We start from the raw sequence: 26730 nt of genomic DNA, 5'->3' as shown, positions 1-26730 counted from the left end.
CAGCAGTGGGACCTCACCGTCCACGAGGTCGCCCGCAACGTCCATGCCCACCCGACCCTGGGCGAGGCCGTCAAGGAGGCCGTGCACGGCCTCGCAGGACACATGATCAACATGTGAGAAGGCTCAGCGTCGTAGCTCCGAATGCGCGGTCTCCGGCAGCCGCAGGTACACCAGCGAGGACAGGAGGCACAGGGCCGCCACGTACCAGGGGAAGAGTCCGGAGTGGCCCAGCTCCTTGAAGAGCGTGCCGACGTACGGCGCCGTCCCGCCGAACAGCGCGACCGTCAGCGAGTAGGGGAAGCCGATGCCGGCCGCCCGCACCCGGGGCGGGAAGACCTCGGCGTTCACGGCCGCGCTGATCGAGGTGAAGCCGGTCAGCAGCACCATGCCCGCGCACTGCACGAACAGCAGCACCGCGAACGAGTCGCGCAGGGCGTGCAGCAGCGGAACGCTCAGCAGGGCGAAGCCCAGACCGAAGAAGAGGAGCAGCGGGCGGCGGCCGAGCCGGTCGGAGAGGAGTCCGCCGAGCGGCTGGAGCAGACCGAAGAAGGCGAGCGAGATCGTGCCCGCGAGCAGTGCGTCCGACTTGTCGACGCCCGCGTTGAGTTCGGCGTACGTCGGCAGGTACGACGTCCAGGTGTAGTAGGCGATCGTGCCGCCGGCCGTGATGCCGCAGATGAGGAGGGACTCGCGCGGGTGGTGGCGCAGTGCCTCGAACAGGCCCGGGCGCGGGGCCTGTTGCTGCTCCTTGCTCCGCGTCTCCTGCGCGCCCTGCCGGATCCAGAAGCCGACCAGGCTGAGTACGGCCCCGAGGACGAAGGGAATCCGCCAGCCCCAGCCGTTCATGGACCCGTCGCTCAGCGTGTCGACGAGCAGGGTGGCGATCCCGGACGCGAGGAGCTGCCCGGCGGTCGTCGACACGTACTGGAAGCTGGAGAACAGCCCGCGCCGGCCCGGTCCCGCCGACTCGACCAGGAAGGTCGTCGAGGCCGCGAACTCCCCGCCCACGGACAGCCCCTGGAGCAGCCGCGCGAGAACGAGGACCACGGGAGCCAGGACGCCCACCGCCGCGTACGTCGGTGTCAGGCCGACCAGCAGACTGCTGCCGCCCATCAGCAGGATGGTGACCGTGAGCGCCGCGCGCCGACCGCGCCGGTCCGCGATCGTGCCCATCAGCAGCCCGCCGACGGGCCGCATGAAGAAGCCCACCGCGAAGACCGCGAACGTCGACAGCAGCGGTACCAGCGAGTTGTCCGCGCTCTTCGGGAAGACCTCGGCGGCGATATAGGTGGCCAGAAACGTATAGGCGTACCAGTCGTACCACTCCACGGCATTTCCCACAGAGGCGGCGAGGAGCTGTCGTACGGGCCGTTTCGTCGGTGTGGACGGTGACGTGTGGGTCTCTGTCATGATCGCGACCATCCCCACGCCCGACACCGGCACACCTCACGTACCCACGACTTTCACATCAGCGCCACCAGACCCTTCCCTGACGTTTGGTGCTCTTGGAACACTCCAATCGCGCGCATTCCGTCACGATCCGGCCGGTCCCACCCCCTCGATCCGGCCGGTCTCACCCCTCAAGGCGAAGAGGTCCCTCGCTCATGCCTGAAGTCAACCGGCGTCGCTTCTTCCAGCTCGCGGGCGCCACCACGGCGTTCACCGCGCTGTCGAACAGCATCCAGCGCGCCGCCGCGCTGCCCGCCCACTCCCGCACGGGGACGATCGAGGACGTCGAGCACATCGTCGTCCTGATGCAGGAGAACCGTTCCTTCGACCACTACTTCGGCTCGCTGAGAGGGGTCCGCGGCTTCGGCGATCCGCATCCGATGGCGCCGGTCGACGGGAAGTCCGTGTGGCACCAGTCGGACGGCACGAAGGACATCCTTCCGTTCCATCCCGACGCCGACGACCTGGGCATGGCCTTCCTCGAGGACCTCCCGCACGGCTGGAACGACGGCCACGCCGCCGTCGACGCGGGGAAGTACGACAAGTGGGTGCCGTCGAAGGGCGCCACGACCATGGCGTACCTGAACCGCGAGGACATCCCCTTCCACTACGCGCTCGCCGACTCCTTCACCGTCTGCGACGCCTACCACTGCTCGTTCATCGGCTCCACCGACCCGAACCGCTACTACATGTGGTCCGGCTACACGGGCAACGACGGCACGGGCGGCGGCCCGGTCCTCGGCAACGACGAGGTCGGCTACGGCTGGACGACCTACCCCGAGCGCCTGGAGAAGGCCGGGATCTCCTGGAAGATCTACCAGGACATCGGCGACGGCCTCGACGCGGACGGCAGCTGGGGCTGGATCAACGACGCCTACCGCGGCAACTACGGCGACAACTCGCTGCTCTACTTCAACCAGTACCGCAACGCCAAGCCCGGCGACCCGCTGTACGACAAGGCCCGCACCGGCACCGACTACACCAAGGGCGAGGGCTACTTCGACCAGCTCAAGGCCGACGTCAAGGCCGGCAAGCTGCCGAAGATCTCCTGGGTCGTCGCCCCCGAGGCCTTCACCGAGCACCCCAACTGGCCCGCCAACTACGGCGCCTGGTATATCGCGCAGGTCCTCGACGCGCTCACCTCCGACCCGGCGGTGTGGGCGAAGACGGCCCTGTTCGTCACGTACGACGAGAACGACGGCTTCTTCGACCACCTGATCCCGCCGTTCCCGCCGGCCTCCGCCGACCAGGGCAAGTCCACGGTCGACGTCGGCCCGGACCTCTTCAAGGGCGACCACGACCATGTCGCCGGTGCCTACGGGCTGGGCCAGCGGGTGCCGATGCTGGTCGTCTCGCCCTGGAGCAAGGGCGGTTACGTCTGCTCCGAGACGCTCGACCACACCTCGATCATCCGGTTCATGGAGAGCCGCTTCGGCGTCCGCGAGCCGAACATCTCGCCTTGGCGGCGCGCGGTCTGCGGGGACCTGACCTCCGCGTTCGACTTCTCGCGCAAGGACACCAGGCCGGCCACGCTGCCGGACACCGACGGCTACGAGCCGCCGGACCGCGAGCGTCACCCCGACTACGTGCCGACCCCGCCCGCCCACCCGGCCCTGCCCAAGCAGGAGCCCGGCCTGCGGCCGTCCCGTCCGCTCAAATACGTGCCGTACACGGACGGTTCCGCGGACACTGCCCAGGGGAAGTTCACCCTCACCTTCGCCTCCGGCGCCAAGGCCGGCGCCGCGTTCCTGGTGACCTCCGGCAACCGCGCCGACGGCCCGTGGACCTACACCACTGAGGCCGGCAAGACGGTTTCGGACACCTGGAACTCGGCGTACTCGAAGGGTTCGTACGACCTGACCGTGCACGGTCCGGGCGGCTTCCTGCGCGTCTTCAAGGGCCCGAACAAGACCGCCGGCCCCGAGGTCACCGCGCGCCACACCGGCGACGACGTGGAGCTGACCTTCATCAACAAGGGCTCCGGCACGGCGCGGTTGAAGGTCGCCGACGGCTACGGCGGCAGCACCAGGACCTTCACCGTCCGTGCGGGCACCACCGTCCGGCACACCTTCGGCCTCGCGGTGAGCGGGCGTTGGTACGACCTGACCGTCACGTCCGACGCCGACCCCGCGTTCCTGCGGCGGTTCGCCGGACATGTCGAGAATGGGCGGCCAGGGGTGAGCGATCCGGGCCTGGTCGCGAAGTGAAGGCTCTCGTCAGGAAGTGAAAGGGAGAGCAAAAGGCGGATGAACGCCCGCACGCGGGGGCTGGCCAGATACCGATGGTCCCGGGGTAGTGTGCCCCGGTGACCACCCAATCGAACACACCTGCAGGCTGGTACCCCGATCCACACGGGGCGCCCCAGACACTCCGTTATTGGGACGGCGTGCAGTGGACCCAGCACACCAACCAGGACCAGCAGCAGGGAGCGGCGCAGGCCCAGCCGGTGCAGCAGGCGGCTGTCCAGATGCCGCAGCAGCAGCAGCAGCAGCAGGCCGGGCCGGACGCGCGCGTGCAGCGGCAGGTCCAGCAGCAGGCCGGAGTCGCGGCGAGCGGCTCCGGCGGCGGCACTCTGTTCACCGAGCCGGTGCTGGTGGTGAACCAGAAGGCCAAGCTGATCGAGGTGACCAACGAGTACAAGGTCATGGATCAGAACGGCAACCAGCTCGGCTCGGTCGTCCAGGTCGGGCAGAGCGCGCTGAAGAAGGTCCTGCGCTTCGTCGCCAGCGTCGACCAGTTCATGACGCACAAGCTGGAGATCCGCGACGCCTACGGGCAGCCGGTGATGCTGCTCACCCGGCCGCGGAAGTTCCTCAAGTCGCGCGTGATCGTGACGCGTCCGGACGGTCAGCCGGTCGGCGAGATCGTCCAGCAGAACATGGTCGGCAAGATCAACTTCGCGATGAACGTGAACGGCCAGCAGGTCGGCGCGATCAAGGCGGAGAACTGGCGGGCCTGGAACTTCGCGATCGTCGACCACGCCGAGAACGAGGTCGCCCGGATCACCAAGACCTGGGAAGGCCTCGCCAAGACGATGTTCACGACCGCGGACAACTACGTCCTGCAGATCCACTACCAGCTGCCCGAGCCGCTGCTGAGCCTCGTGGTGGCGACGGCGCTGACCGTCGACACCGCGCTCAAGCAGGACTCGCGCGGCCTCGGCTGACCCCGGTCGTCGTCACAGCGGTGTGAGGTGCCCCGGTTCCGGCTGCCGGGGCATCAACGCCGGTTCGGGCGAGGCCGATCCCGGCTCCAGCGCCAGTACGGCGGCCACGGGGTGGTCGTCGTCCGCGAGGCGAGGTGTCGCCAGGCCGAGGGCGGGGGTTGGCACGCCGAGGTCGGGTGTCGCCAGGCCGAGATCGGGGGTCACCGGCCCGAGGTCGGGTGTCGCCGGCCCGATGCGTGGCGTCGCCCGGCTCAGCAGCACCACGCCCCAGGACGCGAGCCCCGCTCCCGCCAGCGCGAGGAGCACGCCCGCAGCGCCGGCCTGTAGCCGCTCGCCCAGCAGCGAGAGCCCGATCACCGCGGCGGCCATCGGATTCGCCAGGGTCACCACCGCGAGCGGGGCACCCAGACCGCCCCGGTAGGCCGTCTGGGAGAGCAGCAGCCCGCCCGCCGCGAAGGTCGCGACGAGCAGCGCCACGCCGACCACCTGCACGCTCAGCAGCGGTCCGGTCCGGTCTGTCGCGGCCACCGTCACGGTCTGGGTGAGCGCCGAGGCGACACCGGAGGCGAAACCGGACGCGGTCGCGTGCCTGAGACCCGGACGGGAGCCCGGGCGGGCCAGCATGCCGATCAGCGCCGCCGTCGCCCCGGCGACCGCCAGTGCCTCGGGCGTGCTCAGCACGGAGCCGGGCGCGGAGCCGGACGCCGTGACGAGGATCGCGGCCAGCCCCGCCAGGGTGTACGCGGTGCCCCGCCACTCGACCGCGCTGACCTTCCGCCCCGCGATCCGCGCCCCGAGCGGCACCGCCGCGACCAGCGTGAGCGCGCCCAGCGGCTGGACGACGGTGAGCGGGCCGTACTTGAGGGCCACGACGTGCAGCAGCGCGGCGGACGCGTTCAGCGCCACCGACCCCCACCACGAGCCGCTGCCGAGCAGCCGCAGCACCCCGGAGCCGGAGTCGCGGGAGGCGAGCCGTTCCTGGGCGACGGCGGCGGCCGCGTAGGCGACGGCGGAGAAGAGGGACAGGGTGACCGCGAGGAGGGTGGCGTTCATCGGCCCGCTCCCACGAGAGCGGGTTCGACGGGTTCGGCGGGGCCGGCGGCCGGTATGAGCTTCTCCTGAGCGCGGCCGGCGGTGGTCACCGTCCGGTGCGGCAGGTGGATCACCGCGAGCGCGAGGCCGAGCAGGGCGCCCGCCGCGATCGCGTCGAGCCAGTAGTGGTTCGCCGTCCCCACGATGACCAGCAGCGTCAGCAGCGGATGCAGCAGCCACAGCCAGCGCCAGCGCGACCGGGTGGCGACGATCAGGCCGATCGCGACCATCAGCGCCCAGCCGAAGTGCAGCGAGGGCATCGCCGCGAACTGGTTCGAGAGGTGGTCGGTCTGCGGCGGGCCGTACACGGACGGCCCGTAGATCCGCGCGGTGTCCACCAGGCCGGTCGCGGCGAGCATCCGCGGCGGGGCGAGCGGGAACACCAGGTGCAGCACCAGGGCGGCGGCGGTGACCGCGGCGAGCACCCGGCGGGCCCAGACATAGTGCGCCGGTCGGCGCAGGTAGAGCCAGATCAGGAAGGCCGCGGTGGCCGGGAAGTGGACCGTCGCGTAGTAGGTGTTCGCGAGGTGCGCGAAGGTGTCGCCGTGCAGCAGCAGGGACTGCACCGAACCCTCGCCGGGCAGATGGAGCGTCCGTTCCAGGTCCCACACGCGGTGCGCGTCGCGGAAGGCCTCGCCGGTATGGCCCGTCGCCAGCTGCCGGCCGAACTTGTAGACGAGGAAGAGCCCTGCGACAAGCAGGAGCTCACGGACCAGCGGCGGCCGCGCTGGTGAGCGCGGCTTGGCTGCTGCAGGCTCGGTGCGGGCATTCATCCCCCGGCCCTTTCGCTGACGTTGTACGTGTGCCGGCGCTGGACGAGGTGGTGACCCGTCGAACCCCGGAAACCCATCGATACGATCTCGTACCGATACGGCAGTGTACCGATACGGTCGCGTATCGGTACACTGGAGTATCGATAGACATACGCCACACTGGAATCCGGAATGCGGGCCGCTTGGCCGCCGCGGAGACGAGCGAGGAGAAGAGCCGATGACGTCGCAGGCCGCAGACGAACCGGAAACGCTCGCCGCCGCGCGCCGCTCCAAGATCACGCCGGAGCGTGAGCGGGAGTTCTTCGACGCCGTACTCGAGCAGATCCGTGAATGCGGCTACGACTCCGTCAGCATGGACGGCGTCGCCGCCAGCACGCGCTGCAGCAAGTCCACGCTCTACCGCCAGTGGAAGACCAAGCCCCAGTTCGTGGCGGCGGCCCTGCGGGCCAGCCGTCGGGTGCACTTCACCGGCATCGACACCGGCTCGCTCGCCGAGGACCTGCGCCAGGCCGCGCGGGCGGCGGGAGCCTGGTCGACGAAGGACACCCAGCTGGTCCATGCGCTCGGCCATGCCGTCACCCAGGACGAACAACTCGCGCGGGCGCTGCGCGAGGCGCTCGTCGAGCCGGAGGTCTGCGCGCTGGAGGAGATCCTGCGACGCGGTGTCGAGCGTGGTGAGGTCGCCGCCGACCATCCGGCGCTGGCGTACATCCCGGCCCAGATGTTCGGCGTCCTGCGGGCGCGGCCCGTCCTGGAGGGAAAGTACGCCGACCCGGACTATCTGGTCCGATTCGTGGAGGCCGCGGTGCTGCCGGCCCTGGGAATCACCTGAGACTCAGGCCGCCGTCCACGGGATGACTGGACGGTGACCTGCTCGCGCCGCACCGTGGGGACGGGGGCGGCGCGTACCCCGGCCGGGTGGGGTTCCTCTTGAGCGGAGAGGCGCCTCACCCGGCCGACCGACGTATTCAGGCATTCCGTTTCAGGCGTTCTGTCCGTTGCCGCTTCCCGTCGACACCTCGATGCCCTTGGTGATCTCGTCGATGACGGTCTGCTTCTCCCCGACGTCGACGCCGAAGCGGACGACGACGATCTGCTGGGAGTTCGCGGGGGCGGGGAAGGCCAGCGACTGGACATAGCCGTCGGCACCCTTGCTGGTGACCGCCTTCCAGCGGACCAGGTAGCCCTTCTGCCCGGCCACGGTCACCGCCTCGGAGGCCAGCACGTCGTGCGAGGTGATCGAGCCGTAGGTCTTGCCGCCGTAGGACTCCTCGGCGTTGGCCGAGATGTCCGCCTTCGCGACCTCCTCGGCGGTGTTGCCCTTGGTGCCGAGAGCCAGGGCCGGCGCCGAGTACGCGCCGCCCTTCGTGCACTTCTGCGAGGTGTCACCGGGGCAGTCGTAGGAGTCGTTCGAGGAGACCTGCGCGCCGACCGAGATCTCCTGGCCGTACCAGTCGTCCGGTATGGGGATGCTGATCCCGTCGACCGCGTCGGTCACCGAGCCGCTCTCGATCTTCGGCGCCTCGGACTGGTCGGGCGAGGGCGACTGGCCGCCCGAACCCCCGGAGCCGCCCGAACCGCCGTTGCCGCCGAAGGGGCCGCCCTGGCCGCCCTGGCCGCCCGTCGAACCGTCCTGACCGCCCTGCCCGCCCGGTGTCGGCTGCGAGTTGGCGGTGTTGTCGCTCCCGCCGTCGTCGCCGGACAGCGCGAACACGCCCACGCCTATGCAGGCCAGGACCACGACGGCCGCCGCCACGGCTATGCCCGTGCGCAGACCGCGCCGCGGGCCGGCCGGCGGCTGGGCGGGATACCCCGGATATCCGGGGTGCGCCGGGTACGCCCCGGCGGCCGGCGCCTGCGTCGGCGGACCCCACGCGGCGGCCGATCCCGCGGGTCGGGTCTGGTCCGTCCATGCCTTACCGTCCCACCAGCGTTCGGTGGCGGGAGCGTCACTTGTCTGCCCGGGGTCGGGGTACCACCCGGAGGGAGTCTCCTGCGTCATGTGTCCACCGTATGAGTCCTCGGTGAAAGTGGGATGAGAAGGAGGGCCCCGGTTGTTCTCGTGACGGACAGTCAGGTTGGTGACCGCTGGTCACGAGCGCGGCGCGTCGCCTGCTTGTACCGGACGTCACTCGTCAAGGCAACAGGTACTGGGACCTGCCTTCGCTTCCGCGGCCGGACGGCTACGCTCAAGGTCTGTACGTCGTTCGGGGCGACTTGGGGAGGTAGCGGGATGACGGAGGTACGGCCCGTGGAGGCCGCCTCGGCCTCCCTGTGGGAGCGGGAGAAGGAAGTCGACGCCGTCGTCCGGGCGATCGACACCCTGGGCGCGGACAACTCCTCCTCGGGCAGGCTGCTGGTGATCCGCGGCGAGGCGGGCTTCGGCAAGACCGCCCTGCTGACCGAGGCCCGCCGCATCGCCGAGCGGCGCAACTGCACGGTGTGGTCGGCCCGCGGCGGCGAGACCCTCAAGTCCGTCCCCTTCAATGTCGTACGACAACTCCTCCAGCCCGCGCTGGTGTCGCTGATGCCGGAGGAGGCCCGCGAATACCTCGGCGACTGGTACGGCATCGCCGGTCCCGCCCTCGGCATCACGGACCCCGGCGAGGGGCCGGCCGACCCGCAGGGCGTCACCGAAGGCCTGGTCGCCGCGGTGCGCCGGCTGGCCCGGCGCGACTGGCCGCTCGTGCTGCTGATCGACGACGCCCACTGGGCCGACCAGGAGACCCTGCGCTGGCTCGCCGCGTTCACCGCACGCCTCGACGACCTGTCCGTGCTGCTCGTGGTGGCCCGCCGCCCCGGCGAGGCGTCCGGCGAGAGCGCCCGGCTCCTCGAGACGGTCGCCGACGCCGCGGGCAGCCCCGTCACCACCCTGAAGGCCCTGACCCCGGAGGCCACCGCCGGCCTCACCCGCGCCACCCTGGGCGAACACGCCGACGCCGCGTTCTGCCGCGAGGTCTGGGCCGTCACCGCAGGCAACCCCTACGAAGCCGTCGAACTCCTCGCCAAGGTGCGGGACAGCGCACTGGACCCCAGCGAGGACGCGGCGGGCGAACTGCGCGCCCTGAACCGCTCGGCCCGCGGCGTCGGTCTCGTCGCCCGCCTGGAGAAACTCGGCATAGACGCCACCCGGTTCGCCTGGGCGGCCGCGATCCTCGGCACCGGCATCTCCGTCGACCTGGTGGCCAAGCTCGCCACCATGGGCCGTGCGGAGGCGATGCGCTGCGCCGAACAGCTGCGCGGCGCCCGCATCCTCACCACACCCGGCCCGGTGGGTCCCCGGGCGGCGCTGGGCGACCTGGAGTTCGTCAACCCGCTGATCGCCACCGCCGTCTACGACTCCATTCCGCCCGGCCTGTGCACCGCGATGCACGGCATCGCCGCCCAGGTCGTCACCGACTCCGGCCGCGGCGCCGCGGCCGCCTCCCGCCACCTCCTCCAGGTCCACCCGGACAACGACGAGGAACTCGTCGACCAGCTGCGCGAGGCCGCCGCCGAGCATCTCGCCGTCGGCGCCCCCGACGCGGCCCGCCGCTGCCTGGAACGCGCCCTGCTGGAACCCCCGCGGCCCGAGAGCCACGCGCGCGTGCTCTACGAACTCGGCCGCGCCACCCTCCTGACCGCGCCCGCCAAGACCATCGACCACCTCCAGACCGCGCTCGCCATGCCGGGCCTCGACGGCGAGACACGCGTGGACGCCGTCTGCCGCCTCTCCCAGGCACTCCTGCACAACGACCAGCTGGAGGAGGCCGTCCGCACGGTGGAGGCGGAGGTCGCCCGGCACGAGCCGGGCCCCGCCAGGATGCGGCTTCAGGCCGTGCAGTACATGTGGGAGGGCATCCACGCGGGCGAGGCGACCTCGCCGGGACGCTCGGAGCGGCTCGCCGCACTCGCCCGGACCTGCACCGGCCGGGACAACTCCGAGCGGGCCCTGCTCATCCTGCGCGGCTTCGACGCCATGACCCACGGCGAGAACGCCGAGGAGGTCGCCGAGCTGTGCGACCGCGCCCTCGTCAACGGCCGGCTGGCCCCCGGACTCGCCTGGACCGACAACGAGTGGGGAATCGAACTCCCCTTGATGCTGGCCTCCGCGTACGCCTACACCGACCGGCTCGACCGCGCGGAAAGCCTCTACACGGAGGCCCTGCGCGCCTACGAGTCGGCCAACTGGAGCGACGGCCACCTCGCCCTGGCCCACGCCTACGTCGGTCTCGGACACCGCAGGCGCGGCCGGCTCCGGGACGCGGAGACGTCCCTGCGCGAGTCGCTGAACATCGCCGAGCGCGTCGGCCGCGGCCTGCCCCTGTACTGGTCGGCGACCTGCAACCTCGTCGACACGCTGCTCGCCCGCGGCCATGTCGACGAGGCCTGGGCGATCGCCGAACAGTACGGCTTCGCCCCGCCCTACCCGTCCACCATCGTGCTGCCCGACCCGCGCTCCGTGCGCGGCCGGCTCCTGCTCGCCGTCGGCCGCGCCAAGGACGGCGTCAACGAACTGGAGGCCGCCGAGAAGGCCGCGGCCGTGCGCGGCCACCACAACCCGGTGCTGGTCCCCTGGGCCGTCGACCTGGCCCGCGCCCTCGCCACGGAGGACCCGGTGCGCGCCGCCCAGCTCGCCACCGACGTCCGCCGCCACGCCGAGCGCTTCGGCACCGACACGGCCATCGGCGAGGCCCTGCGCTGCGCCGCCGCGCTGGAGACCGGGCAGCGCGCGGTCCGGCTGGCCGCCCAGGCGGTCACCTACCTGGAGGCCTCGCCCTGCCAGTACGAACACGCGGCGGCCCGCGTCGAGCACGGCATCCTCGCCCGCTCGGTGGACGAGCTCAACCGGGGCCTGGCACTGGCGAAGTCCTGCGGGGCGGACGGGCTGGCGGCGCAGGCCAGGGCGGTGCTGGAGTCGGGCGGCGGGCTGCGGTAGGTCAGCCGGTCAGCAGGTGATCTGCGGTAGGTCAGCCGGTCAGCAGCTCATCGGTGACCGCGGCCAGCCGTTTCTGTACCTCGGGGTCGTACGCGGCCTCGTGCGCCCGTGCCGGACGTGTGCCGTCGTAGTAGCGGCCCGAGCCCAACTCCTGGGTGGCCAGCGCCAGCACGCCCGGCGCGCCGTCGGCGACCGTGTTCCAGGGGCTGATGCCGCCCTCGCGGACCATCGCCGTGTCCATGTAGGTGGCAGGGTGCAGCACGTTCACCGCGACGCCGCTGCCCGCCAGCTCCTCGGCGAGGGCGAACGTGTGGGCGGCGAGCGCGAACTTGCTGCGGCAGTACGCCGAGACGCCGCTGTAGTCCCGGGTGAGCTCGGGATCGTCGACGTCGAGGGGCTCCTGGCCGACCGAGCCGACGTTGACGATCCGCGCGGGCGGGTTGGCGCGCAGTGCGGGCAGCAGGGCGCGGGTGAGCGCGACCGGCGCCAAGTAGTTGACCGCCAGCCGCAGTTCGTGGCCGTCGGCGCTGAGCTCACGCCCCGAGCCGCGCGGACCACCGCCCACGCCCGCGTTGTTGATCAGTACGTCGATCTCGGGGTGGGCCTCGGCGACCTCGGCGCCCAGCTCGCGCACCCGCGCCAGCGAGGCCAGGTCGGCGACGAACCCCTCGGCCGCGCCCTCGGCACGGAGCTCCTCTACGAGCCGCTCGGTGCGGCCGGCTTCGCGGCCGTGGGCGAGGACGAGGTGACCGGAGCGGACCAGTTCGAAGGCGACGTACCGGCCGAGACCGGAGGTGGCACCAGTGATCAGAATCGTGGACATGCCTCCACCGTAGGCACGCGGGGCGGGCTTCAGCGAGGTGCTCTTGAAGCTACTACTGCCAGGGTCACCCTGCGCTGCCGTCCCGCTCCTCCTCCTCGGCCAGCACCCGCTGGGCCGTCGCGAACGCCGAGTTCGCCGCCGGAACCCCGCAGTACACGGCCGTCTGAAGGAGCACCGCGCCGATCTCCTCCGGTGTGAGGCCGTTGCTCCGGGCCGCCCGCACATGCATGGCCAGCTCGTCGTAGTGGCCGTGCGCGACCAGCGCGGTCAGGGTGATCATGCTGCGCTCGCGGCGGGTGAGCGTCGGGTCGGTCCAGATCTCGCCCCAGGCGTAGCGCGAGATGAAGTCCTGGAACCGCGCGGTGAAGGGGGTCTGCCGGGCCTGTGCCCGGTCCACGTGCGCGTCCCCGAGCACCTCGCGGCGCACCTCCATGCCGCGCCGGGCCGTGCCGCCCAGGTGCGCCCGCAGTGCGGTCAGGACGGCCTCGGGGCACTGTGCGGGCGCCAGATGCGAGGCCCCCGGAAGCTCGACCAGCGCGGCACCCGGCACCGCGTCCGCGATCTCCCGCAGATGGGCCGGCGGGGTCGCCGGGTCCTCCCGACCGGCGACCAGCAGGGTGCGCGCGGAGATGTCCGCGAGCCGGTCCCGCAGATCGAAGGCGGCCAGCGCGTCGCAGCAGGCGGCGTACGCCTCCGGGGCGGCGTCCCGGAGGTCCTGGACGAGTTCCGGCACGGTGAAACCGGCCGTGAACCAGCGGGTGTCGGCACTTTCCGCGAGCCAGTCCAAGCCGTCGCGCCGCACGCGCGCGGCCCGCTCCTGCCACGGCGTCGAGCCGTTGAAGTGGGCCGAGGAGCAGATCACCGCCAGCGACGACACGCGCTCCGGGTGGTCCACGGCCAGCTGTAGGCCGACCGCGCCGCCCAGCGACACCCCGGCGTACGCGAACCGCTCGATGCCGAGGGAGTCGGCGAGCGCCAGCACCAGATGGGCGAGATCGCCGACCGTGGCGCCGGAAGCGATCAGATCGGCCGCTGAGCCTCCGTGACCGGGCAGGTCCCAGCGGACCACCCGGTGGGTGACGGACAGCTCCGGCGCGACCTTGTCCCACAGGGCGTACGACGTGCCCAGCGAGGGCCCGAGCAGCAGCGGGGGAGCGGAAGCTGGCCCTTCGGCACGGTGGTTGAGGAGTTTCTCGGTCAACGTCGCTCCAGGGCACGGTCGGTGAGGGCTCCGGCGGAGCCGGTGTAATGGGTGGGGTCGGTGAGCCCGTCGAGGTCGAGGCCCTTCAACTCGGGCTCTTCGGCGAGGAGTTCGCGCAGGCTACGCCCCTCGGTGTACGTACGCCGGGCAAGGCCGGTGAGCAGTTCCTTGGCGCGGGCACGGCCGAGCACCGGTGCCAACTCGGCGGACAGCCGCTCGGAGACGATCAACCCGTGGGTGAGATCGAGGTGTTGGCGCATGGCGTCCGCGTGGACCCGCAGCCCCTCGGTCAGTTCGGCGGCGTCGCGGGCGGCGCCGCCGACCAGCCGGAGCAGGTCCCGCAGCGGCTCCCACTCGGCGTGCCAGGCCCCGGCCGGCCGCTCGTCCTCCGCCGCCAGCGAGCCGTACAAGGTGGCCGCGAGCTGCGGCGCGCGCCGGGCCGCGGCCGCGATCAGGGTGGAGCGCACGGGGTTCGCCTTGTGCGGCATGGCCGACGAGCCGCCCCCGCTGCCCTCGGCCAGCTCGGCGATCTCGGTGCGGGACAGGGTGAGCACGTCCGCGGCGACCTTGCCCAGCGCCCCCGCCGCGAAGGCCAGGCAGCCGGCGAGGTCGGCGACCGGTGTGCGGAGGGTGTGCCAGGGCAACAGGGGTGCCGCGAGGCCGAGTTCACGCGCGTAGGCCGCCATGAGAGCCTGGGCGTCCCGCGCGCCGTACCCGGTGAAGGCCGCCAATGTCCCGGCCGCGCCCCCGAGTTGGGCGGGCAGGGAGTCCCGTACGGCCGTCACCCGGTCGCGCGCGTCCAGTACCAGCGACCGCCACCCGGCCGCCTTCAGCCCGAACGTCGTCGGTACGGCGTGCTGGGTCAGCGTCCGCCCGGGCATCGCGGTGTCCCGGTGCTCGGCGGCGAGCCGGGCCAGCGCCCGCTCGGTGCGGCCGAGGTCGTCGAGGACCGGGCCCAGGGTGCGCTCGGCGACCAGCATCATCGCCGTGTCCATGATGTCCTGACTGGTCGCGCCCCGATGGACGTACGGGCCGTACGCCTCGCCCACCGCCTTCGTCAGGTCGGCCACCAGCGGGATCACCGGATTTCCGCCGCCCCGGGCCCGCTCCGCCAGCGACCGCACGTCGAAGCGGCCGGCGTCGGCCGCCTCGGTCACCGCCGTCGCGGCCTCGGCCGGGGCGAGCCCCAGCGCGGCCTGGGCGCGGGTCAGCGCGGCCTCCGCGTCGAGCAGCGCCCGCAGAACGGCGCTGTCGCTCGTCGCGGACGCGGCGGGGGAGCCTGCCCACCCGGGGGCGAGCAGGCCGGTGTCCGCATGAGCAGATGTCACTGGAACTCCAGGAAGACCGTCTCGCCTTCGCCCTGAAGGCGGATGTCGAAACGGTACGTCCCGTCGCCCCTGTCCGCCGCGATCAGCGTGCCGCGTCGGTTCTCGTCCAGCGCCGACAGCAGCGGGTCCGCGGCGAGCGCGGCCTCGTCACCCGGCAGATAGATCCGGGTGTACAGGTGCACCAGCAGCCCGCGCGCGAAGACGCACACACTGATGTACGGGGCGCTGTGCCCACGCGCGCCGGGCCGCAGCGTCCGCGCGTACCAGTGGCCGTTGGCGTCGGTCTGGATGCGCCCCCAGCCGGTGAACTCCACGCCGTTGCGGCCGAGGAAGCCGCCGCTCGCGGGGTCGCGCCGCATCGAGCCGTCGACCTGCGGCAGGTTGCCGTCCGGATCCGGACCCCACAGCTCCACCAGCGCGTCCGGCAGCGGATTGCCCTCGCCGTCGTACACGTAGCCCTGGAACGTGATCGTGTCCGGGTGGCCGGCCGGGGCGATGTCGCCACCGCCGGGGAACGGCAGGGCGTGGCCGTAGAAGGGGCCGACCGTGTGGGACGGGGTGGGGAGCACGGTCTCCGGACGGCTCGTGTCGATCTTCGTCATGGCAGGTCAGCGTCCTTCTTCGATCCAGGTGGCGTTCGGCCCGTCGAGCACGATGTCCCAGTGGTAGCCCATCGAGAACTCCGGGACCGACAGGCTGTGGTCGTATGTCGCCACCAGCCGCTGCCGGGCCGGGTCGTCCGTCACCGACTGGATGATCGGGTCGTAGGGGAACAGAGGGTCGTTCGGGAAGTACATCTGCGTCACGAGCCGCTCGGTGAACGCCGTGCCGAAGAGCGAGAAGTGGATGTGCGCCGGCCGCCAGGCGTTGACGTGCTGGCGCCACGGGTAGGGGCCCGGCTGGATCGTGGTGAAGAGGTAGCGGCCGTCGGCGTCGGTGAGGGTGCGGCCGACGCCGGTGAAGTGGGGGTCCAGCGGGGCGTCGTGCTGCTCGCGCTGGTGGGCGTAGCGGCCGGCCGAGTTGGCCTGCCAGATCTCGACGAGCTGGCCGCGGATCGGACGCCCGTCCCGGTCCAGGAGCCGGCCGGAGACGGTGATGCGCTCACCGATGGGCTCGCCGTGGTGCTGCCGGGTGAGGTCGTTGTCGATCTCGGTGATGTCGCGTTCCCCGAAGGCGGGGGAGGACAACTCCACCAGCTCCGGGTCCTTGCTGACGTCGATGGCGACCGGCGGCTGTTTCGGATGGCGCAGCACCGAGGAACGGTAGGGGGCGTAGTCGCGACGCGGCTGGTGCTCGACGGGGGCGCCGTCGGCGAGACGCTTCTCGTACGCGGCGTGCTCGGCCGCGATCTCCTGGTCGATGTCCGCTTGGGTGAGAGTCATGAGGTTTCCTAACGCTTCTTAGCGCTTCTTGCGCTTTCTGACGCTTCCTAGCGTTCGAGAACGAGGGCGAGGCCCTGGCCCACGCCGATGCAGAGGGTGGCGACGCCGATTCCGCCGCCCTGGCGGGCGATTGGTGGGCGACCGTACCGGCGAGGCGGGCACCGGAGGCGCCATGGGGGTCCCCCTCGCTCGAGCGGAGCCGAGAGTGCTCGCGGCCGGTGGCCTTCAGGCCCTCCTCGTCGGAGGGTTTCAGCTTGGCCATGGCGGCGAGGGAGGCGTCCCGCCGCCTTGCGGTGGCTGCCCAGCGCGAACTCGTCCTGCTGCTCACCGCTGATGTTGTGCACGGCGACGTCGGTGTGCCCGCGTTGATCAGGTCGGGGTCGACTTGGCCGGCGGCCTGCTCGGGGGTGAGCGCCACCACCTGCTGGATCGGCCCTGACCAGCGCGAAGTCGGTGCGGATACCGTGCTCCACGGAGCCGTCGTAGCGCCAGGGCAGTCCGCCGTCGGTGACCTGGGTGCCCACACCGGCCGGGGTGTATCCAGGGCCATGGCGACCACCTTGTCCATCCCGTGAAGCCCCATCCAGTTCGAGCATCCGGCAACCAATTAATCAGGGCACTGAGTATTTCAGCGAGGTGTCCCACACGCTGCCACCGGCGGAGTGAGGCGTCAAGGCCCAGCGGAAATGCAAGGTCAGTTCGTGTGGATGGCCCCAAGACAGCCGCGACCACTCCCCAGTATCGTTCAGTACACCAACGAATACGATCTCGGGAGCGCACATGGCCGCGGTGGACCTCTCCACCCACCCCGGGCACCTGGCCCGGCGGCTCCAGCAGGCGCACTACCTGCTGTGGAACACGATGGTCTCCGAGGAGATCACCTCCCCGCAGTTCGCGGTCATGAACGCGCTCGTCGCCGAGCCCGGTCTCGATCAGCGCACGGTGGGGGAGCGGGTGGGGCTGGACCGGTCCACCATCGCCGAGGTGATCAGCCGGCTCGGCCGGCGCGGACTGCTCGACAAGGTGCGCGATCCGCAGGACGGTCGCCGCTTCCTGCTGCGCCTCACCGACGAGGGGCTGCGCACCCACCGCAAGCTGACCGTGCGCACGGCCCGGATGAACCAGATCTTCCTGGCCCCGCTCTCCGCCGAGGAGCAGACCGTGTTCTTCGACCTGATCCGGCGCGTCTCGGACGCGGCGGAGGGGCTCCGCAACCCCGCGGAACGCCTCGCCGCGCCGTCCTGACGGCCCGAGGGCGCGCCCCTCACGCCTTGGTGAACACCACCCACACCTGCCCCTTGGCGAAGTTCACCGGCGTGCCGTCCGCCGTCGTGAACTCCGTGCCGTCCGTGGCCTTCTCGCGCTTCCAGTTCACGTCGTAGGCCCGACCGCCGCGCAGCACCTCCGCCTTCCCCGAGCCGATCGTCTCGGTGTACGGCGTGTTGTTGCCGAGGGAGTCGTGGAAAACGGACTCGCGGATCTTCACGTGCTGCACGACGACCGTCGCGGCAGCCACCCGCTTCCCGTCGGTCGTCACGGTCGGCGTCCCGTCCATCGCCACCAGCCAGCGGCCCTGGTCGGCGGACCAGCTGAAGGTGAAGCGGGCCGCCGGGTAGCGCACGGTCCGCGAGGTCTCCCGCTCCCCGCCCGCGGGCGGGGCGCCGTAGCGGAAGCCGGTCGTCAGCGCGTCGGCGCCCGGTGCGGAGGGCAGCAGCCGGTTCGGGCGCAGGTAGAGGTTGTGCGGCGCGGACTTGCCGCTGCCCCGGAAGAAGGCGCCGGAGACCTTGCCGGGCGTCTGCACGTCCAGCGGTTCCTTGTTGATCAGCGGAATCAGCTTGCCCTGGGCCCCGGAGAAGGCGAACACCGGCCGGTCGAACTGACGCAGCAACTCCAGATCCGACACGCGCGCGCTGCGCACCGGCCCGATGACCTCGGGCAGCTTCGTCGCGTACACCGCCATCAGCCGGCTCAGCCCGCCCTCGACCTGCTCGGCGTAGACGACATCGGCGGAGTCGAGGCCCGTCTGGGGCCGGGCCGCGCGCACGTTGTCGATCTTCACGGCGAGCGCGGAGGGGGCGGCGGCGCTGGGTCTGGGACTGCCGCTGTCGCTCTGGCTCGGGGTGGGCGTCCGCAGCTGACCGCGTCCGTCGTCGACCGGGCCGCCCCCGCCCGTGCAGCCCGCCGCCAGAGCGGCCGTGACCACGGCGGCCAGCAGCGTCGCCGTCGTAGCGGTGCGCCGCTTGTGTGCCTTCTGTTCCATGCCCACCGTGGCCGCCTGTCTCGTGTCATCGATTGTGCGCTTATCGGTTCATTGATGGCCATACCCGATCGGTTCTGATTGTGCGCCGCTTATAAGCCGATCGGCCCACGCGTCACGGTTCGGCGTGCGTCCGCCCGGGTACCCGGGCGCCACCGCAGAGGGGACGCGCCGACATGACTTGAGGGAGCGCGCGATGAAGGCAGTGACCTGGCAGGGCAAGCGGGACGTCCGGGTGGAGAGCGTGCCCGATCCGGAGGTCCAGGAACCGACGGACGCCGTTATCCGCGTCACCTCCACCGGACTGTGCGGCTCCGACCTGCACCTGTACGAGGTGCTCACCGCGTTCATGACACCGGGCGACATCCTCGGCCACGAGCCCATGGGCATCGTCCAGGAGGTCGGCGCCGCGGTACCGGACCTCGCGGCGGGCGACCGGGTCGTGGTGCCGTTCCAGATCGCCTGCGGCAACTGCTGGATGTGCGTGACCGGACTGCCGACGCAGTGCGAGACCACCCAGGTCCACAGCGAGGGCATGGGCGCCGCCCTGTTCGGCTACACCCGGCTGTACGGATCCGTACCGGGCGCCCAGGCCGAGTACCTGCGCGTCCCGCAGGCGCAGTACGGCCCGATCAAGGTTCCGGAGGGTCCGCCCGACGACCGCTTCGTCTACCTCTCCGACGTCCTGCCCACCGCCTGGCAGGCGGTCGCCTATGCGGACGTCCCGCAGGGCGGCAGCATCGCCGTGCTCGGCCTCGGCCCGATCGGCGACATGGCCTGCCGGATCGCCCAGGTGCGCGGCGCGGGGCGGGTGTTCGGAGTGGACCGGGTGAGCGAGCGGCTGCGCCGGGCCCGCGAGCGCGGTGTGGAGACGTACGACCTCAGGGGCTTCGACAACGAGAAGGAACTGATCCAGGCGATCCGCGACGAGACGGACGGCCGCGGCCCGGACGCCGTGATCGACGCGGTCGGCACCGAGGCGCACGGCAGTGCCGCCGCCCGGCTGGCCCAGCAGGCATCGTCCCTGCTGCCCCGGAAGCTGAGCGGCCCGTTCGCGGAACGCTTCAGCGTCGACCGGCTCGCCGCCCTGAACACCGCCATCGAACTGGTGCGGCGCGGCGGCACCCTCTCGCTCGTCGGCGTCTACGGCGGCATGGCCGACCCGCTGCCGATGCTCACGATGTTCGACAAGCAGATCCAGATCCGGATGGGCCAGGCCAACGTGCGCCGCTGGAGCGACGAGATCATCCCGTACCTCACCGACGAGGACCCGCTCGGCGTCGACGACTTCGCCACGCACCGGCTGCCGCTGGCCGACGCCCCGCACGCCTACGAGATGTTCCAGCGCAAGCAGGACGGCGCGGTCAAGGTGCTGATGACGCCGTGAGTCAGTCGCCGTGAGTCAGTCCCGGCTGCCGAAGATCTCCGCCAGGTCGTAGCGCACCGGCTCCTCCAGCTGGCCGTACGTGCAGCTCTCGGGGGTCCGGTCCGGGCGCCAGCGGCGGAAGCGCGCCGTGTGCCGGAAGCGCGCTCCGTTCTCCATGTGGTCGTACGCCACCTCGGCCACCCGCTCCGGCCGCAGCGGCACCCAGGACAGGTCCTTCTTGCCCGACCAGCGGCTCGGGGCGCCGGGCAGCCGGGCCGTCTCGTGCGCCGCCTCCTCGGACCAGGCCGCCCAGGGATGCCCGGCCACGGCGTCCATACGCAGCGGCTCCAGCTCCTCGACCAGCTCGGCGCGCCGCTTCATGGGGAAGGCGGCGGACACGCCGACGTGCTGGAGGGCGCCCTTGTCGTCGTAGAGACCGAGCAGGAGTGAGCCCACCACGGGGCCGCTCTTGTGGAGGCGGTAGCCCGCGACGACGACGTCCGCCGTGCGCTCGTGCTTGATCTTGAACATGGCGCGCTCGTCCTGGAGGTAGGGAAGCGTCAGCGGCTTGGCGATGACGCCGTCCAGGCCCGCCCCCTCGTACTGCTCGAACCACTGCCGCGCCACCTCGATATCGGTGGTCGCCGGCGCCATGTGCACGGGAGCGCCCGCCTCGGACAGCGCTGTGGTGAGGAGCGTCCTGCGGTCGGTGAGGGGGACGTCCAGCAGCGACTCGTCGGCCAGTGCCAGCAGGTCGAAGGCCACGAACGACGACGGCGTCTTCTCGGCCAGCATCCGCACCCGGGAGTCCGCCGGGTGGATGCGCTCGGTCAGCGCGTCGAAGTCCAGGTGCCCCTCCCGCGCGATCACGATCTCCCCGTCCAGCACACAACGCTGCGGCAACCGCTCCTTGAGCGCCGCCACCAGCTCGGGAAAGTACCTGGTCAACGGCTTGCCGGTACGGCTGCCCAGCTCGGCCTCGGCCCCGTCGCGGAACACGATCGCCCGGAACCCGTCCCACTTCGCCTCGTAGTGCATGCCCGGCGGGATGCGCGCCACCGACTTGGCGAGCATGGGCTTCACGGGCGGCATCACTGGCAGGTCCATGCTCCGATTCTGCTCTTGTGCATCGCGAAATGCCCGGTGTGCGAGGTTTGCGCGGTACGCCTACCGTGGCTCGCATGGGCGAAGCGGTGGAACTGGAGGCGGGCGGCCGGACCGTACGGCTGTCCAGCCCGGACAAGATCTTCTTCCCGGAGCGCGGCTTCACCAAGCTGGACCTCGCCCGGTACTACCTGGCCGTCGGCCCCGGCATCCTGCGCGCGCTGCGCGACCGGCCCACCATGCTCGAGCGCTACCCCGAAGGAGTCACCGGCGAGTCCTTCTTCCAGAAGCGGGCCCCGAAGAACATGCCCGACTGGATCCCGACCGCCCACATCACCTTCCCCAGCGGTCGCAGCGCCGACGAGATGTGCCCGACCGAGGTGGGCGCCGCGGTGTGGGCCGCCCAGTTCGGCACCCTCACCTTCCACCCCTGGCCGGTGCGCCGCGACGACGTCGACCGCCCGGACGAACTGCGCATCGACCTCGACCCGCAGCCCGGCACCGACTACGCCGACGCCGTCCGCGCCGCCCACGAACTGCGCGCCGTCCTCGACGAGTTCGGCGGCCTGCGCGGATTCCCCAAGACATCCGGTGGACGTGGCCTGCATGTGTTCGTGCCGATCGCACCGAGCTGGACCTTCACCCAGGTCCGGCGCGCCGCCATCGCCGTAGGGCGCGAGATGGAACGCCGGATGCCGGACCACGTGACCATCAAGTGGTGGAAGGAGGAGCGCGGGCAGCGCATCTTCCTGGACTACAACCAGACCGCCCGGGACCGCACGATCGCCTCCGCCTACTCCGTACGGCCGCGCCCGCACGCCCCGGTCTCCGCGCCCCTGCGCTGGGAGGAGGTGGGCGAGGCCCATCCGCGGGACTTCGACCTCGCGACCATGCCCGCGCGCTACGCCGAACTCGGCGATGTGCACGCGGACATGGACGACCACCGCTTCTCGCTCGACGCGCTCCTGGAGCTGGCGCGCCGTGACGAGCACGATCACGGGCTCGGCGATCTGCCGTACCCGCCCGAGTATCCGAAGATGCCGGGAGAACCCAAGCGGGTACAGCCGAGCCGGGCCAGGAAACCGGGGCCTACAGCTCCTTGATCCGGATGTCCCGGTACGAGACCACGTCCGTCGTGCCGTGCACCTGGAGCCCGAGATAGCCGGAGGCGAACCGCCGCCCGTCCGTGCCCGGGTCGTCCGAGCGTGGCGGGGAGAAGTCCTGGCCGCCGAGGTTGTCGAACTCGTTGATCAGGACGCCGTTGCGGTAGACCGAGTAGTGCTGGTCGACCACCCGGATCTCGTAGTCGTTCCAGGTGCCCTTCTGGGTGACGCCGGCACCGGCGAGCCCCACCCGGTCGAAGCCGTAGACCGAGCCGGTCTTGTACATGTCGCCGTCGGGCCGGTCGAGCACCTGCACCTCGTGCCCGTACTTGATGGCGACCCACTCCGGCCGCGCCTCCTCCGGGTGGTCGTGGACCCCCGGGAACCGCACGAACACACCGGAGTTGGCGTTCCCGGTGCCCGGAGCGTCGTCACGCCACTGGAGCTTGAGCGAGAAGTCGCCGTACTTGCGCTCGGGGAACCACAGCATGCCGAGTCCGTCCCGGGTGGTGCCCGAGGTGATCGATCCGTCCGGGTTCGGCGCGAACGAACCGCCGCCCACCTGCTGCCACTCGGCGAAGGAGTCCGCGGTGCCGTCCAGGATCGTGCGGTAGCCCTCGGTCTGGCCGGGTTTGCCGAGCCCCGACTGGCGGGCGGCCTTCTGGATCGCGTTGTACTCGCGCTGGTCGACGACCCCTTCCTTCAGCAGCCTGTCCAGGACCGTCTTCACGTGCTTGAGGAACAGCGCGTGGGACGTCCACTCCTTCTCGTCCTCGATCAACTCGTTGATCCGGCACCGGTTGTCGGTGACCCGGTTGGGCACGCCCGAGTCGACCGTGCCGACGACCACCGTCAACCGCTCGTCGAACTCCGGGCAGTTGGGCGCGGGCACCCCGCCGCCGGCCACCACCGTGAAGCTCACGGTCCGGGACGATGAGGTGTTGCCCGCCTTGTCGCTCGCCCGGTACGCCACGGTGTGGGCACCCGCACGGTCGACCACCACTGGGTTGGTGTAGGCGATGTACGGTCCACCATCGAGCGAATACTCGATCCTGTCGACACCCGAGCCGCCCTCGTCGGTCGCGCTCACCGTCACTCTGGCGTTGCCGACGTAGGCCCCGTCGGAGTTCCGCGTACCGTCGACGGTCACGCCCGTCACCGGCGGGGCCGTGTCCTGCGGGGGCGCCGCGATGACCGTGAACTCCACACTCTTCTCGGCGGCGGGGTTGCCCGCCTTGTCGGTGGCCCGGTAGCGCACGGTGTGGGTGCCGGGCTGATGCACCATCACGGGCGCGGTGTACGGCTCCCAGGCCCCGGTGCCGACCGCGTACTCGACGGTGTTGACCCCGGAACCGGTGTCGGAGGCCGAGACGGTCACCGTGGCCATGTCGACATAGGCCCCGTCGGCGTTCCGTTCGCCGCTCACCGTCGCCGAGGTCTGCGGCGGTGTCGTGTCGTCCGAGTCCGGTGCGACGACCGTGAACTCGACGCTCTTTTCGGCGGACACGTTGCCCGCCTTGTCGAGCGCGCGGTAGCGGATCTTGTGGCTGCCGACCTGGTCGACGACGACGGGTGCGGTATACGGTAGCCAGTCGCCCGCGTCGCCGACCGCATACTGTATGCCGTCGACGCCGGATCCGCCCTCGTCCGTCGCGCTGATCGCGACGCTCGCCGAACCGACGTACTCGCCCTGCGCGTTCTGCGAGCCGGTCACCCGCGCGGCCGTCTCGGGCGGTGTCGTGTCCTCGCCGCCGCCCTCGGTCACCACGAGGATGCCCTGCATCTGGCCGTGGCCGGGGATGGTGCAGTGGTAGAAGTAGCGGCCGGGGGTGAGCGTGACCTCGGCGGTGTAGCGGCCGCCCTGGTCGTCGTTCGGGTTGGCGAGGATGTTGAGCTGGACATCGTTGTTGAACTCGGGGTCGCTCGTCGCGAACGTCAACGTGTGCGGCATGCCGGTGGTGTTGCCGGTCGCCACGCTGTTCTCGAAGACGATCGTCGCCGGACCCGCGACGGCCGTCGCGGGAGCGGACGTGTACTTGTCGATGTCGTTGCCGGCGGTCCAGGTGAGGACCTGTGCCGCGGCACGGGCTTCCGGCCGGCCGGCAGCGGGCGTCCCCTGCGACCCGAGCATGATGAGCACGGCCGCCAACAGGGCTGTGAGGAGTCTTTGCCGGCGCATCACCGGGTGGCTCCTCTCGCCAGGAGGCCGGCGGCCGGAGTCGGTCCGCCGCCCGTGTAAGTGACCCGCCACAGCGCCGACTTGGCGTCCGAGGTGAAGAAGCCGCGGCCGTAGTCGAGGACGTACAACGCGCCGTCCGGACCGAACTTCCAGTCCATGAGGTTCTTGATGCCGTCGTTGCCGATCGGCACGATCTTCTTCAGCGACTCCGAATGGACCGGCAGACCGCCCACGCCGTGGGTCTTCGGGTCGGTGATGACCGCGTTGCGCGGCTGGTCGGCGTCGTAGAAGTCGCCGACGAACCACTTGCCGTCCCAGTACGAGGGCCACTTGGTCCCGCTCGCGCTCGCCGCGTCGTAGCGGTAGACCGGCCCGTTCATCGCGGCCTGGCCGCCGCCCGTGAGCCAGGGCAGCAGATAGGTGGCCTCCTCCTGCTGGTACGACGGGACGCCGTTCGCGTCGCGCGGGAAGTCGGGTGCGCCGCCCTGGGGCGAGTACCAGATGTTGTTGCCGGTGACGGGCGGCAGATTGACCAGGCCGTCGTTGTTCGGCGACTCGTTCTTCGGGCGGTCGCAGTCGTACCAGCCGAGCGGCTGTGCCGGATCCGGCAGATTGCGGTCCCGGTAGGGCTGTTTGTTGCCCATGCAGTACGGCCAGCCCCGGTTGCTCGCCTGGGTGATGACGGCGAAGGTGTCGTACTTGGCGGGCCCCCAGGTCGTCGACGGCGCGCTCGCGTCCGGGCCGACCCAGCCGGCGTAGAGGATGTCGGTCTGCCGGTCGACGAAGATCCGCGCCGGGTTGCGCACGCCCATCACGTAGATCTCGCCGCGGGTCTTGCCGCCGCCCTCGTCGGTCTCCTCGCCGGTGAAGAGGTTGCCGTCCGGGATCGTGTACGTCCCGTCGGGTTCCGGGTGGATGCGCAGGATCTTGCCGTTGAGGTTGTTGGTGTTGCCGGCGGTGCGGCGCGCGTCGGCGAAGGAGACCCCCTTGTAGTTGGGCTGCGGGTTGTTGCCGGAGTAACCGTCGCTGAAACCACTGGAGTTGTTGTCACCGGTCGCGATGTACAGGTTGTCCTGGGAGTCCCAGGCCATCCCGCCGCCCGCATGGCAGCAACTGTGGATCTGCACCGGCCACTTGAGCAGCACCTTCTCGCTGTCGAGGTCCAGCCTGTTGGTGGCGGGGTCGAGGGTGAAGCGGGAGACGCGGCGCTCGGCCATCCGGGTGTCGCGGTCGATCCGCGCGTGCGGCGTGTAGTGCAGATACACCCAGCCGTTCTGCTCGAAGCGCGGGTCGAGTTCGATACCGAGCAGGCCCTCCTCGACCTTCACCAGCTCGTCGCCGCCGCCCTTGTTGCCGAAGACCGTCAGCGCACCCGCCAGGGTGACCTTCTTGGTCGCCGGGTCGTAGACGTGGATCTCGCCCTTGCCCTTGCCGATGTCCGGGTTGTTCCAGTCGGTGATCACGGGCTGGGAGGAGTCGGCGCCGCCCCGGCCGATGTAGAGCACGCGGCCGTCGGGCGCGGTGACCAGGCCGTGCGGTTCGCCGATCTGGTCGTTCTGGCCCGGCTGGTTCGGCTGGGTGAGCCGCTCCGCCTTGTAGTTGCCGTTGATCGTCGCCTTGCAGTCCGCCCGCACCAGCCGGGTGGTCCACAGGAGCGCGCCGCGCAGATGCGCGCGGAAGTCCGTCTCGTCGTACGACGACACCGTGCCGCCCATGCCGGTGTAGAAGGAACGGCCGCCGTCGTAGTCCCGGCACCAACTGACCGGGTGGTCCCAGCCGTTGGCGCTCGCACCCGGCCGGTATGTCGACTCCCGTACACGGGCGACCGTATGCACGTCACCCGACGGGTTCTTCGCCCAGTTGAGCCACTGGTCGGGGCGCTTCCACTGGAGCGGCAGGTCCTTGGTGGCCGGGTGCTGCCGGTCGCCGACCTCAACGGTCGCCCGCTGTACGGTCGTTGGACTGGAGGCGGCCGGACGGGCGCCGACGAGGCCGGTGAACCAGTCCGAGTACGGCTCCGCGCGGGCGGCGTCATGGATGCCGAGGAATCCGCCGTCGGCCTCCATGTAGGCCTCCAGGCCCGCTTCCTGCTCGGGGTCGAGCACGTCGCCGCCACCGGTCAGGAAGACGATCGCGTTGTAGCGGCCGAGCTTGGTCTCGTCGGTGAAGACCGAGGAGTCGTCCGTGGCCTCGACCTTGAAGCGCTGGTTCGCCGGTCCGGACAGGCCGATCCGCTCGATCGCACCGATCCCGGCGTTGACGACCGGCGACTCGTCCCCGGCCGCCGCGGACCCGTAGAAGATCAGCACCCGCACGTTCGCGCCGCCCGGCGGCGACTTGACGGACATCGTTGTCGGCGAGGGCTCCGGCGCCGGGCGGGCGGTGGCGGCGGGACCCGACAGCAGCCCTGCGGCGACGATCCCGGCGACCACGGTGGCCGCCCAGGCCCGTCTTCTCGTTCTTCTCGTGCTTCTTGCGCTCAACCCTCGTAAGTGCATGGGCACCTCCTCGGTCACGGCAACAGCGCCAAGGAAGCTAGACCCCTTTGCATGACTCGCCAATACCTATGACCGCAATGACGCTAACTTT

At 71.1% G+C, this 26730-nt stretch carries 20 protein-coding genes and 2 pseudogenes; 7 read left to right on the top strand and 15 right to left on the bottom strand.

Going from position 1 to position 26730, the window contains the following annotated elements; genetic code table 11:
• Positions 1–123: 123 nt before the first annotated feature.
• Entirely contained in the window at positions 124–1422 is a 1299-nt protein-coding gene (locus tag AB0I77_RS38750) for an MFS transporter (protein WP_363287503.1), read from the bottom strand.
• Between the two features lie 182 nt (positions 1423–1604).
• Between AB0I77_RS38750 and AB0I77_RS38745 the strand changes: the two genes are divergently transcribed.
• Both AB0I77_RS38745 and AB0I77_RS38740 read left to right on the top strand, forming a co-directional pair.
• Positions 1605–3656 (top strand): phosphocholine-specific phospholipase C, encoded by a 2052-nt coding sequence (locus AB0I77_RS38745; RefSeq protein ID WP_363287497.1) that lies wholly within the window; start codon positions 1605–1607, stop codon positions 3654–3656.
• A gap of 98 nt (positions 3657–3754) precedes the next feature.
• On the top strand, positions 3755–4615 hold the full coding sequence (locus AB0I77_RS38740) for a phospholipid scramblase-related protein (RefSeq protein ID WP_363287496.1): 861 nt from the start codon (positions 3755–3757) through the stop codon (positions 4613–4615).
• A gap of 12 nt (positions 4616–4627) precedes the next feature.
• Here AB0I77_RS38740 and AB0I77_RS38735 read toward each other — a convergent pair whose 3' ends face one another.
• Positions 4628–5668, bottom strand: coding sequence for a hypothetical protein (locus AB0I77_RS38735; RefSeq protein ID WP_363287495.1), 1041 nt, complete (start codon positions 5666–5668; stop codon positions 4628–4630).
• A complete protein-coding gene (locus AB0I77_RS38730) occupies positions 5665–6480 on the bottom strand; it encodes a phosphatase PAP2 family protein (protein WP_363287494.1) in 816 nt (271 codons plus the stop codon). Before AB0I77_RS38730 ends, AB0I77_RS38735 begins: the two co-directional genes overlap by 4 nt.
• Before the next feature lie 217 nt (positions 6481–6697).
• On the opposite strand from AB0I77_RS38730, the gene AB0I77_RS38725 reads away from it, so the two are divergent.
• On the top strand, positions 6698–7312 hold the full coding sequence (locus tag AB0I77_RS38725) for a TetR/AcrR family transcriptional regulator C-terminal ligand-binding domain-containing protein (RefSeq protein ID WP_363287493.1): 615 nt from the start codon (positions 6698–6700) through the stop codon (positions 7310–7312).
• Positions 7313–7462: 150 nt separating this feature from the next.
• Here the strand turns inward: AB0I77_RS38725 and AB0I77_RS38720 are convergent, their stop codons facing one another.
• Positions 7463–8482: a DUF2510 domain-containing protein gene (locus AB0I77_RS38720; protein ID WP_363287492.1), complete on the bottom strand. Its 1020-nt coding sequence runs from the start codon at positions 8480–8482 to the stop codon at positions 7463–7465.
• A gap of 231 nt (positions 8483–8713) precedes the next feature.
• Here AB0I77_RS38720 and AB0I77_RS38715 point away from each other — a divergent pair, with 231 nt between their 5' ends.
• Positions 8714–11398 (top strand): AAA family ATPase, encoded by a 2685-nt coding sequence (locus tag AB0I77_RS38715; protein WP_363287491.1) that lies wholly within the window; start codon positions 8714–8716, stop codon positions 11396–11398.
• Between the two features lie 31 nt (positions 11399–11429).
• Here AB0I77_RS38715 and AB0I77_RS38710 read toward each other — a convergent pair whose 3' ends face one another.
• The 7 genes and pseudogenes from AB0I77_RS38710 to AB0I77_RS38680 all read right to left on the bottom strand — a co-directional run.
• Positions 11430–12221: an SDR family NAD(P)-dependent oxidoreductase gene (locus tag AB0I77_RS38710; protein ID WP_363287490.1), complete on the bottom strand. Its 792-nt coding sequence runs from the start codon at positions 12219–12221 to the stop codon at positions 11430–11432.
• Between the two features lie 64 nt (positions 12222–12285).
• Complete coding sequence (pcaD, locus tag AB0I77_RS38705) at positions 12286–13422, bottom strand: 3-oxoadipate enol-lactonase (RefSeq protein WP_363287489.1); 1137 nt, start codon at positions 13420–13422, stop codon at positions 12286–12288.
• Complete coding sequence (pcaB, locus tag AB0I77_RS38700; protein ID WP_363287488.1) at positions 13419–14750, bottom strand: 3-carboxy-cis,cis-muconate cycloisomerase; 1332 nt, start codon at positions 14748–14750, stop codon at positions 13419–13421. Before pcaB ends, pcaD begins: the two co-directional genes overlap by 4 nt.
• The gene (gene pcaG / locus AB0I77_RS38695; protein ID WP_363287487.1) at positions 14747–15352 is read right to left on the bottom strand and encodes a protocatechuate 3,4-dioxygenase subunit alpha; all 606 of its coding nucleotides are present in this window, start codon (positions 15350–15352) and stop codon (positions 14747–14749) included. The genes pcaB and pcaG overlap by 4 nt, the downstream gene beginning before the upstream one ends.
• 6 nt (positions 15353–15358) lie before the next feature.
• Positions 15359–16132, bottom strand: a complete 774-nt coding sequence (gene pcaH / locus AB0I77_RS38690; protein ID WP_363287486.1) for a protocatechuate 3,4-dioxygenase subunit beta — start codon at positions 16130–16132, stop codon at positions 15359–15361.
• Positions 16133–16179: 47 nt separating this feature from the next.
• Positions 16180–16473: pseudogene (locus tag AB0I77_RS38685) on the bottom strand (hypothetical protein); the annotation flags it as partial.
• A 90-nt stretch (positions 16474–16563) separates the two neighbouring features.
• A pseudogene (locus AB0I77_RS38680) lies at positions 16564–16671 on the bottom strand (succinyl-CoA--3-ketoacid-CoA transferase); the annotation flags it as partial.
• Positions 16672–16912: 241 nt separating this feature from the next.
• Between AB0I77_RS38680 and AB0I77_RS38675 the strand changes: the two are divergent.
• Positions 16913–17377 (top strand): MarR family transcriptional regulator, encoded by a 465-nt coding sequence (locus tag AB0I77_RS38675; RefSeq protein ID WP_363287485.1) that lies wholly within the window; start codon positions 16913–16915, stop codon positions 17375–17377.
• Positions 17378–17396: 19 nt separating this feature from the next.
• Here AB0I77_RS38675 and AB0I77_RS38670 read toward each other — a convergent pair whose 3' ends face one another.
• Entirely contained in the window at positions 17397–18392 is a 996-nt protein-coding gene (locus tag AB0I77_RS38670; protein WP_363287484.1) for a DUF3048 domain-containing protein, read from the bottom strand.
• A 193-nt stretch (positions 18393–18585) separates the two neighbouring features.
• Between AB0I77_RS38670 and AB0I77_RS38665 the strand changes: the two genes are divergently transcribed.
• A complete protein-coding gene (locus AB0I77_RS38665; RefSeq protein WP_363287483.1) occupies positions 18586–19776 on the top strand; it encodes a zinc-dependent alcohol dehydrogenase in 1191 nt (396 codons plus the stop codon).
• A gap of 15 nt (positions 19777–19791) precedes the next feature.
• On the opposite strand, the gene AB0I77_RS38660 is transcribed toward AB0I77_RS38665, so the two are convergent.
• A complete protein-coding gene (locus AB0I77_RS38660; RefSeq protein ID WP_363287481.1) occupies positions 19792–20862 on the bottom strand; it encodes an ATP-dependent DNA ligase in 1071 nt (356 codons plus the stop codon).
• 74 nt (positions 20863–20936) lie between these two features.
• Here AB0I77_RS38660 and ligD point away from each other — a divergent pair, with 74 nt between their 5' ends.
• A complete protein-coding gene (gene ligD, locus AB0I77_RS38655) occupies positions 20937–21962 on the top strand; it encodes a non-homologous end-joining DNA ligase (RefSeq protein WP_363287480.1) in 1026 nt (341 codons plus the stop codon).
• Here ligD and AB0I77_RS38650 read toward each other — a convergent pair.
• Positions 21949–24141 carry a family 16 glycoside hydrolase gene (locus AB0I77_RS38650; RefSeq protein WP_363287479.1) on the bottom strand — a complete coding sequence of 731 codons (2193 nt, stop codon included), beginning with the start codon at positions 24139–24141 and terminating at the stop codon, positions 21949–21951. The genes ligD and AB0I77_RS38650 overlap by 14 nt on opposite strands.
• The gene (locus AB0I77_RS38645) at positions 24141–26639 is read right to left on the bottom strand and encodes a ThuA domain-containing protein (protein ID WP_363287478.1); all 2499 of its coding nucleotides are present in this window, start codon (positions 26637–26639) and stop codon (positions 24141–24143) included. Before AB0I77_RS38645 ends, AB0I77_RS38650 begins: the two co-directional genes overlap by 1 nt.
• Positions 26640–26730 lie beyond the last annotated feature (91 nt).

It is taken from the genome of Streptomyces sp. NPDC050619 (assembly GCF_040654815.1).
In the GTDB taxonomy this organism is placed as follows: domain Bacteria; phylum Actinomycetota; class Actinomycetes; order Streptomycetales; family Streptomycetaceae; genus Streptomyces.
This window is presented reverse-complemented; position numbering and strand designations above follow the sequence as displayed.